This window comes from Vibrio sp. YT-17, assembly GCF_033337375.1.
Classification (GTDB): domain Bacteria; phylum Pseudomonadota; class Gammaproteobacteria; order Enterobacterales; family Vibrionaceae; genus Vibrio; species Vibrio alginolyticus.
This window is the reverse complement of the sequence record NZ_JAWOQP010000047.1, coordinates 1-7925: the sequence shown is the minus strand read 5'-3', so window position 1 is coordinate 7925 and position 7925 is coordinate 1. Positions and strand designations below refer to the sequence as shown.

Sequence of the window (7925 nt, the reverse complement as noted above, 5' to 3'; positions counted from 1 at the left end):
TCCATCAATACGTACTTTAAAACGTTCCACCTTGTTCTCCATAAAACATAACGCCGCATTAAGGTGTGAGCGACGCTTGGCTATACTTGAGCGAAGCGAAACTGCCAAGCGTTGCGAATCACTCTTAAATGCTTTGTTAGGCATTTTTTCGTTTAGCTTGCGCCATTAATTGCTCAGCGTCACCTTTACCTGACTCGCCAGTACGCTCTTCGAAATAGGCGAGAAAGTTGTAACATTCATCTACTAACGTAGCTGAGCCCAAAACTTTGGCTGCCATTACAACAGAAATTAAACCTCGATATGAATAGTTCCAATAATCCGAAGCGAACTCATCTTGTCGCATAGTTCCCGCCATACCAGATAAGTGATAACGCAATGGATTCCCTCCAACCATTTCAAGTATGTGTTCTGAGGCTCCGTGAACGTAGCCACTATATGCTTGACTAAGCGTGCGAGATACCTCGACGGCATCGTTTTGATTTAAACCACCCATACCTGCTTCAGCAATAGCTCCTCGTATTTTCTTACGTGGTATTGTCGGGCGTTTTTGAGTAGACAGAATAGCATTATTTGGATTATCAAACTCTTCTTGAAAAAAGCTATCTAGATATTTTTCATGGGTAGATGTCCACTTGCCCTTTCCAATTCCGGGTAATGATAGAAACATGATGTCTTCGCCAAATTCGTCAAGAGTTCGGAAAAGCGCACCAATTTCCTGTGTATATCCAGACTCAAGAAGTAATAGGGAAGCTTTTAATCCGCTTATGTAGCGCGCCAATTTTTGTAAAATAGCAACTTCAAGGCAGTGGTGTTCTTTGCGATAGCGAAGGACATAACCATCACCTATCATCATTGGTTCGGGGCTAGGCAACGACGTTTCGAGTATATGAAAACAATGTTCCATAAAGCTATTTGAATCATGATATATCTTCATTACTTCCTCTATATGCCTAACGCCTTGCTAAGGTGTGAGTAACGCAATACAAAAGCTACCGCACGACGCCTTAATCACATAAGCCACCGCAAAGTAAAAATGCCACGCGTTACGAATCACTCTTAAGCAATTTGTTAGTACATGCGCTACTTCTATTTATGGACTCCAAGATATTGAAAAGTGGCATGATATGAAAGGCTTTGAACACTGAAGTGAGACGGGCAGCTACAAAACTTTACCGTCATTGAGAGACGAAAGTTGGCTAGAAGAAAAACGCACTGAACTCCCCCACTTTTACTGGCTTCAAATTAGAAAAGGATTCGATCCTCGCACTTCGACGGCAACGCCAAAGAAAGGCAATTCTGACTTAGTAAAAACCACGAAAGAGAAGAAGCGCCAAACAAATAGGCTAAGAGTTAGAAACCGTAAACGGTGAAATAAAAGCAAACACTCCGCATATAGTGCCACCGGAAAGAACGTGAAAGGTACAAACTGAAAGGTGTAAAGACGAACGCTAAAACAGATAAACACCAAAACTGATGACCTTTGATGCTAAACCCGTACTAACGCCCTGTTAAGGTGTGAGCAACGCAATACCGATGCCGCCGCATACCACCTTAAACACTAAACGCAACGCATAGTAAAAATACCACGCGTTGCGAATCACTCTTAAACAGATTGTTAGCTGCGTTTTTCAAGCATAATATGGACTAATTCTGTTACTTTCATTTGTAGTAAAGTATACAGGTTACGAACATCAGTCGCTGACACCTTGATATTATTGTTTTCTAACGGCGCATCGTATCCTATTTGATTTAGCTTATTCGTTACCTTACCACCATTATGAACAATTGAATTTCTGAGTTCTCTGGCTAAATGAATATCCTTTGATGACCAAAATACCGATAAGGCTTTAGAACCTAGAGTCTCCTGAACTAACTTCGAGAAATCTCGATCTGTAACACGAACCTTTTTCTTCGCTAGTAAACTAACACTAGAAACAACAAAACACTCATAGGCATAGTAAAAAGAACAATAGGCACTTTCTGCAGTTTTCCATAGTGCAACCTGCATTTCGGGTCTCTGGATGAGAAGCTCCCACATTGAGTCTTGCATTTCAATCGATTCATCACCTGACATATTCGATAGTGAAGACGACATTAGCCAAGGTAAAGAAAACATGCGGGCAGTTCCCCACCACTGTGCAAGGAAATCATCTAAAGTATCGTCAAACTCCGTACCTTGAACTAATTGAAATAGGTTCTCTATCCACTTCTTATCATGAAGATCTGAAAAACTAGAACTACTATATTCGACAAATGCTGTTTTCAATTTTCCTCCTAGCAGCTAACGCCCAATTAAGGTGTGAGGCACACAAAACGATGCTCCCGCATACCACCTTAATCACTAAAACCAACGCATAGTAAAAATGCCACGCGTGCCGAATCACTCTTAAATTGTTTGTTAGTTGCCCATCTCAAAGCCTAGTGCTAACATTTGTACACACACCAACAAAGGAATATATCATGGACACTAGAATTCAATTTCGTGTTGATGAAGAAACAAAACGCCTAGCTCAACAAATGGCTGAGAGCCAAGGTCGAACTCTAAGTGATGCTTGCCGTGAACTTACTGAGCAACTCGCTGAACAACAAAGAAAAACATTATCTCACGATGCATGGCTAACTGAACAAGTAAACCTAGCATTTGAGAAGTTTGACTCAGGAAAATCTGTTTTCGTTGAGCACCAAACTGCTAAGTCTCGAATGGAAGAGCGCAAAGCCAGAATTCGTAATCGAGGTAAGCAATGATTTTATGGGAAGAAGAGTCACTTAATGATCGTGAAAAGATCTTCGAGTTTCTCTATGACTTCAACCCTGATGCGGCAGAAAAAACTGACAACCTCATTGAAGCAAAAGTAGAAAACTTGCTTGAACAACCTTTAATGGGTGTACAACGAGATGGCATCCGCGGACGATTGCTCATTATTCTTGAGATTTCAATGATTGTATCTTACTGGGTTGAGGGCGATATCATCCGAGTTATGCGTGTACTACACCAGAAACAAAAATTCCCTACGGATTGATTGCTTCCTCTGGGGAACTAACGCCCTGTTAAGGGGTGAGCAACGCAATACCGAAGTAGCCGCATACCACCTTAATCACTTAAACCAACGCATAGTGAAAATACCACGCGTTGCGAATCCCTCTTGAACAGTTTGTTAGGTTAATTTCTCAACGCACGCTCATTTCTAACCTTAACTGTTTTCGTTAACCGGAGGAAAGAAGTCGCTGTAGTTTAATACCGTGAGTTGTTGAACTAAAAGACTAAAACCTAAAAGAAGAAACAACGTTGAGATCAGGCTAATTACTATAGTCCCTTTCAAAGAGCCTCTAGGCTGTTGAAAAAGTTTCCTTTCCATTATTTTTGTATTCACCCAAAACAAGTAAATAGCCAAGCAACTAAACAGTATTCCGAGTGTATCTATAAATAAATTTCCAGCAGGACGGATTACAGTCCAAACACCAACATAGAGAATTACTCCGCAATATATGTAGTTTCGAATTCCGTCAAACAATGATTTAACTTTATCATCATCTTCATACCATTTATTCAATTATTATCTCCATTAACCTAACGCCCTGCTAAGGGGTGAGCAACGCAATACCGAAGCCGCCGCATACCACCTTAATCACTAAATTCAACGCATAGTAAAAATGCCACGCGTTGCGAATCCCTCTTGAGCAGTTTGTTAGTCGCGAGGCACCGAGAGACAATTTTAAGCCGAACTAAACTTTGCAAACAACAAATCTTATGTGCTTTGATGCATTTAAGTTAGGCGTGGTCTCAAAGCGGCTACTCAATGAAACCACTTGGAACATAAAACGCCGTAGAAAACGGACTGACAACACCAAAAAGCACTTTTTGGAAAACCAATCTCACAGTGCGGACTTTCAACAAAGTAACTGAAACCACGTGGAACTTACAACACTAGAGAAGACGACTTTTCAGCGAGTAGATCTGCTTTTGAACCAACAAACTCACCGGACAGAATTGCAACCAAGAACAGACGCTCGATTGCCCTGTTCTGTCAGCGCCAAAGAACAAAAAAACGCTTGGACACTTGCAAACTTTGAATTTGAAACAGCCTGAAACTGAGTTTTGACCATCGATGAAGAGCCTGTATAGCAAACAATCATCAGCCAAATTTTAAGCTTAGAAACATGATTTGACTGCAAGCTTTTTCTGGCGACTAACGCCGCGTTAAGTGGTGAACAACGCAAACCACCAAACCTAAACCATTGTACCTTACTCACTTAACCTAACTTGAACTGAAATCGCTAAGCGTTGTGAATCCGTCTTAAACGCCTTGTTAGGCGAAGTTTCCCACCAGTCTTTAAGTTGGTTTGAAAGCAGATTACCCGAAACCAAATAAGCAACCAAACACCCACTGACTTTTTGTGATTCAAGAACCATAAAAGCCACTATGTTTCAGCCAAGGTTTCAACAACCACGAAATGCTGACCTTCAGCAACAAAGCAGGTTTGAACCCGTAAAGCCCAAAGGTGCAAACTCACAGCAAATTCAAAAACCTCAATTGACTTGCCCTTGCCACACTTTGAACCAGTGAAATTCACCGTCAACCAGCCCCATAAAACAATGAGGCAACCCACGAATTTTGGCATGTTTTACGCTTGAAGGAATTCAAGAATTTGAGCCGACAATACGAAATTGCCGACTTAGAAAAGCGAATAGCCAAAGAGAACTAAGAAGATGAGAACAAAGAACTTTCCTGCCCGTCGCCTAACGCCGCGTTAAGTAGTGAACTAAAGCTGCAAATTTAAAACGAGAACGAAAGCCTCGATTAACTTGCCCTTTCCACACTTTGAGCCAGTGAAATTCACAACCAACAGACTGTGAAAACCAATGAGGCAATCCGCGAACTTTGGCATGTTTTACGGCAGAAGAGATTAAAGAATTTGAGTCGACAATGTTGAATTGCCGACTTAGAAAAATGAATGATCAAAGAGAACTAAGAAGGTGAGAACAAAGAACTTTCCTGCCCGCCGCCTAACGCCCTGTTAAGGTGTGAGCAACGCAATACCAAAGCCGCCGCATACCCCCTTAAACACTAAACGCAACGCATAGTAAAAATGCCACGCGTTGCGAATCACTCTTAAACAGTTTGTTATGTTCGTTTAGAGGCGGTCAAAAATTGAACCAGAAGAAGGCGTGAAAATCTTGTGGTATAACCGAGTTGCATAGTCATCAGTTGTACCCGCAATATAATCACTAATCACTCGAAGGTTGTCGTTTTGCGCTTTATACATTTCATAATATTTCTTAGGTAACAATCTCTTAGGATTATTTGAAATTACATCAAACAACTGAACAATCATTTGTTGCCCTTTGTACTCAAGTGTTTGTACTTCAGGCGTAAAAATCACATTGTTCACAACAAACTCTTGAAAAATATCAAGCTCTTCCCGTGCCTTCTTATCAAGCTCACCTTGATAATCGAATAATTTATGTGTGAACTCGCCTAATACAACCACTTCTGTCTTGTTAATGAAATAGTTTACCAATTGTCCAACCGCACGCTTTCTTGTCTTGTTTTCGCCAGAAAACAGCAATTGAGTAAGCTCTTCGATCTTGCTAGCTAATGGGTATGTGTTTAACGGATCTGTCAGCTTATCAACAACCTCTCGACGCCACATTGATTGATCAACCAATCGAAGTGCTATTGCATCTTCCAAATCATGGACACCATAGGCGATATCATCAGCTAACTCCATGATACTCGAATCGAACGACTTATATTTAGGTTTAGCGTGCTTGCCTACTTTAGACTCTGATGACATAAATTTGGCACGATCATTTGTGAAAGGCTGTAAGATCCAATCAACTTGGTCTTTATCACAGTCGTAAATACATTTAGGTGGCTTAAAGCCATCTAAATTGATACCACCATTTTCAGTATAAAGATCACGATTAACGACATCGTTATGGTAAGCAGGATACTTGATTAGACCTAGCAATGTACGTCGAGTTAAGTTCAACCCTTCTTCTTCGGAATACTCACCGAGCTTAGTACAAATACGAAGCGTTTGAGCATTCCCTTCAAAGCCAGCATCGTTGCGCATGGAATAATTCAATGCAACTTCACCACCATGACCGAAAGGTGGATGACCGATATCATGTGCTAAACCAATAGACTCAATTAAGTTTTGTTCTGGAATTAACTCAAAGATTTCTGGATTTTCACTTTCAGGGTATTTAGTTTTTAGAAACTCAGCAATACCGCTGCCAAGTTGAGCCACTTCTAATGAATGAGTTAGACGGGTACGGTAAAAATCACTTTCCCCTAACCCGAGAACTTGCGTCTTTCCCTGCAAACGGCGAAATGAAGCCGAATGAATAATTCTTGCACGATCTCGCGAAAATTCATTGCGTTTAAAGCCACTATCTGTGGCTGGTTTGAAGCGTTTGTCCCACATTATAAACCCCAATATTCAGATGGATATAGCTTCTTACATGGGGGCAATTTCAGTGCAATCAAGAGATAAAGAACATAACGCCCTGTTAAGGTGTGAGTAACGCAATACCGAAGCCACCGCATAACACCTTAAACACTAATACCAACGCATGGTAAAAATGCCACGCGTTGCGAATCACTCTTAAACAGATTGTTAGAAACTTTGCTTCAACTCTATTTTTGATAAAAACCAGTATAAAAATGTAACTTCCAAACCTCCCATCAAACCGTATGGAAAAAAATTTAAAAAAACTTTTGTAAACAGTTGAGATTCTACGAATAACACCAAAAATGGAAAGGTCATTAATACTCCACACGCAAGTCTGAATATACCCACAATATTAGTACTCAATTCAAAAAGAGTAGAAATAACAAAATTAACAAAAGCTTTCTTTTTGCTCAAAGGATTAATGTAGACAAATTTATCTGCAATATATACAGCACCAAAAATAACAGGTAACCCACAACAATAATATAAAAACAGGTCCGGAGCGATCAGTCCGCTAATTGTAGCGTCAAGCTCGTCTAAACCGCCCAAGTCATATGCTAGAAGCAAAGGTAAGCCGCCAGATAGCAATACAACTATCAATTCCCGAATAGAGAAGAGTACTTTTTTATTCATTTTTAATCCTACTTATTATACGAATCCAATATTCGATGTTTTCTAACGCCTTGCTAAGGTGTGAGCAACGCAATACCTTAGCCTCCGCATAATACCTTAAACACATAAACCGACACATAGTAAAAATGCCACGGGTTGCGAATCACTCTTAAGCAACTTGTTATACCGCTTGGTTGAGGCTAAAATGACCAACATAAAAACCACTTAAGAGACCGATTATATGACCACTAGAATTTTAGCCGATGTTGCTGCAAGCATTACTGAGTTGAAAGCTAACCCTATGAAAGTTGCAACTAGTGCTTACGGCGAACCTGTTGCTGTATTAAACCGAAATGAACCAGCATTTTATTGCGTGCCTGCCGAAGCGTACGAAATGATGATGGACAGACTCGAAGATCTTGAACTACTAGCTATCGCTAAAGAGCGTGAATCTGAAGAGAGCATTTCGGTAAATATTGATGACCTATAAACTCGACTTTAAAAAGAGTGCACTCAAAGAGTGGAAAAAGCTTGGCTCTACTCTGCAACAACAATTTAAGAAAAAGCTAATCGAGCGCTTAGATAACCCACATGTTCCGGCTTCAAAGCTTTCTGGAGCTGACAACATGTATAAAATTAAGTTGCGTCAATCGGGCTACCGTCTCGTCTACAAAGTTGAAGACGATGTCATCATTGTAACCGTCTTAGCAGTTGGAAAACGCGAACGTAGCGATGTTTACCGTAAAGCCATGAAAAGGTTAGATGATTGATTGCGGTATAACGCCCTGTTAAGGTGTGAGCAACACAATACCGGAGCCGCCGCATACCACCTTAAACACTAAAATCAACGCATA

General features: G+C 40.6%; 10 protein-coding genes. 4 read left to right on the top strand and 6 right to left on the bottom strand.

The genetic code is table 11. The annotated features are described in order from the left end of the window. Window positions 1-136 precede the first annotated feature (136 nt). Together R7F67_RS23615 and R7F67_RS23610 are read right to left on the bottom strand one after the other, a co-directional pair. The gene (locus R7F67_RS23615) at window positions 137-934 is read right to left on the bottom strand and encodes a hypothetical protein (RefSeq protein ID WP_318057405.1); all 798 of its coding nucleotides are present in this window, start codon (window positions 932-934) and stop codon (window positions 137-139) included. A 681-nt stretch (window positions 935-1615) separates the two neighbouring features. After that, entirely contained in the window at window positions 1616-2266 is a 651-nt protein-coding gene (locus R7F67_RS23610; RefSeq protein ID WP_054577385.1) for a hypothetical protein, read from the bottom strand. Window positions 2267-2460: 194 nt separating this feature from the next. Between R7F67_RS23610 and R7F67_RS23605 the strand changes: the two genes are divergently transcribed. Together R7F67_RS23605 and R7F67_RS23600 are read left to right on the top strand one after the other, a co-directional pair. Then, window positions 2461-2745: a type II toxin-antitoxin system RelB/DinJ family antitoxin gene (locus R7F67_RS23605; protein WP_005398409.1), complete on the top strand. Its 285-nt coding sequence runs from the start codon at window positions 2461-2463 to the stop codon at window positions 2743-2745. Continuing rightward, window positions 2742-3020, top strand: coding sequence for a type II toxin-antitoxin system mRNA interferase toxin, RelE/StbE family (locus R7F67_RS23600; protein ID WP_017633722.1), 279 nt, complete (start codon window positions 2742-2744; stop codon window positions 3018-3020). Before R7F67_RS23605 ends, R7F67_RS23600 begins: the two co-directional genes overlap by 4 nt. 171 nt (window positions 3021-3191) lie before the next feature. Here R7F67_RS23600 and R7F67_RS23595 read toward each other — a convergent pair whose 3' ends face one another. The 4 genes from R7F67_RS23595 to R7F67_RS23580 form a co-directional block, all read right to left on the bottom strand. Continuing rightward, window positions 3192-3551 (bottom strand): hypothetical protein, encoded by a 360-nt coding sequence (locus R7F67_RS23595; protein ID WP_017634597.1) that lies wholly within the window; start codon window positions 3549-3551, stop codon window positions 3192-3194. 868 nt (window positions 3552-4419) lie between these two features. Beyond that, a complete protein-coding gene (locus R7F67_RS23590) occupies window positions 4420-4620 on the bottom strand; it encodes a hypothetical protein (protein ID WP_086046822.1) in 201 nt (66 codons plus the stop codon). 513 nt (window positions 4621-5133) lie between these two features. Further along, the gene (locus tag R7F67_RS23585) at window positions 5134-6432 is read right to left on the bottom strand and encodes an anti-phage deoxyguanosine triphosphatase (RefSeq protein ID WP_318057404.1); all 1299 of its coding nucleotides are present in this window, start codon (window positions 6430-6432) and stop codon (window positions 5134-5136) included. A gap of 192 nt (window positions 6433-6624) precedes the next feature. Further along, complete coding sequence (locus R7F67_RS23580; protein WP_318057403.1) at window positions 6625-7092, bottom strand: hypothetical protein; 468 nt, start codon at window positions 7090-7092, stop codon at window positions 6625-6627. Between the two features lie 220 nt (window positions 7093-7312). Here R7F67_RS23580 and R7F67_RS23575 point away from each other — a divergent pair, with 220 nt between their 5' ends. Both R7F67_RS23575 and R7F67_RS23570 read left to right on the top strand, forming a co-directional pair. Beyond that, window positions 7313-7561, top strand: coding sequence for a type II toxin-antitoxin system Phd/YefM family antitoxin (locus R7F67_RS23575; RefSeq protein WP_005377003.1), 249 nt, complete (start codon window positions 7313-7315; stop codon window positions 7559-7561). Next, window positions 7551-7841 carry a type II toxin-antitoxin system RelE family toxin gene (locus R7F67_RS23570; protein WP_005377002.1) on the top strand — a complete coding sequence of 97 codons (291 nt, stop codon included), beginning with the start codon at window positions 7551-7553 and terminating at the stop codon, window positions 7839-7841. Before R7F67_RS23575 ends, R7F67_RS23570 begins: the two co-directional genes overlap by 11 nt. The last annotated feature ends 84 nt before the right edge of the window (window positions 7842-7925 follow it).

Bases quoted from the DNA above. Each gene is read 5' to 3' on its own strand.
- R7F67_RS23615 (WP_318057405.1), bottom strand. From the start codon at position 934: ATGAAGATATATCATGATTCAAATAGCTTTATGGAACATTGTTTTCAT.
- R7F67_RS23605 (WP_005398409.1), top strand. From the start codon at position 2,461: ATGGACACTAGAATTCAATTTCGTGTTGATGAAGAAACAAAACGCCTA.
- R7F67_RS23600 (WP_017633722.1), top strand. From the start codon at position 2,742: ATGATTTTATGGGAAGAAGAGTCACTTAATGATCGTGAAAAGATCTTC.
- R7F67_RS23590 (WP_086046822.1), bottom strand. From the start codon at position 4,620: ATGCCAAAATTCGTGGGTTGCCTCATTGTTTTATGGGGCTGGTTGACG.
- R7F67_RS23585 (WP_318057404.1), bottom strand. From the start codon at position 6,432: ATGTGGGACAAACGCTTCAAACCAGCCACAGATAGTGGCTTTAAACGC.
- R7F67_RS23580 (WP_318057403.1), bottom strand. From the start codon at position 7,092: ATGAATAAAAAAGTACTCTTCTCTATTCGGGAATTGATAGTTGTATTG.
- R7F67_RS23575 (WP_005377003.1), top strand. From the start codon at position 7,313: ATGACCACTAGAATTTTAGCCGATGTTGCTGCAAGCATTACTGAGTTG.
- R7F67_RS23570 (WP_005377002.1), top strand. From the start codon at position 7,551: ATGACCTATAAACTCGACTTTAAAAAGAGTGCACTCAAAGAGTGGAAA.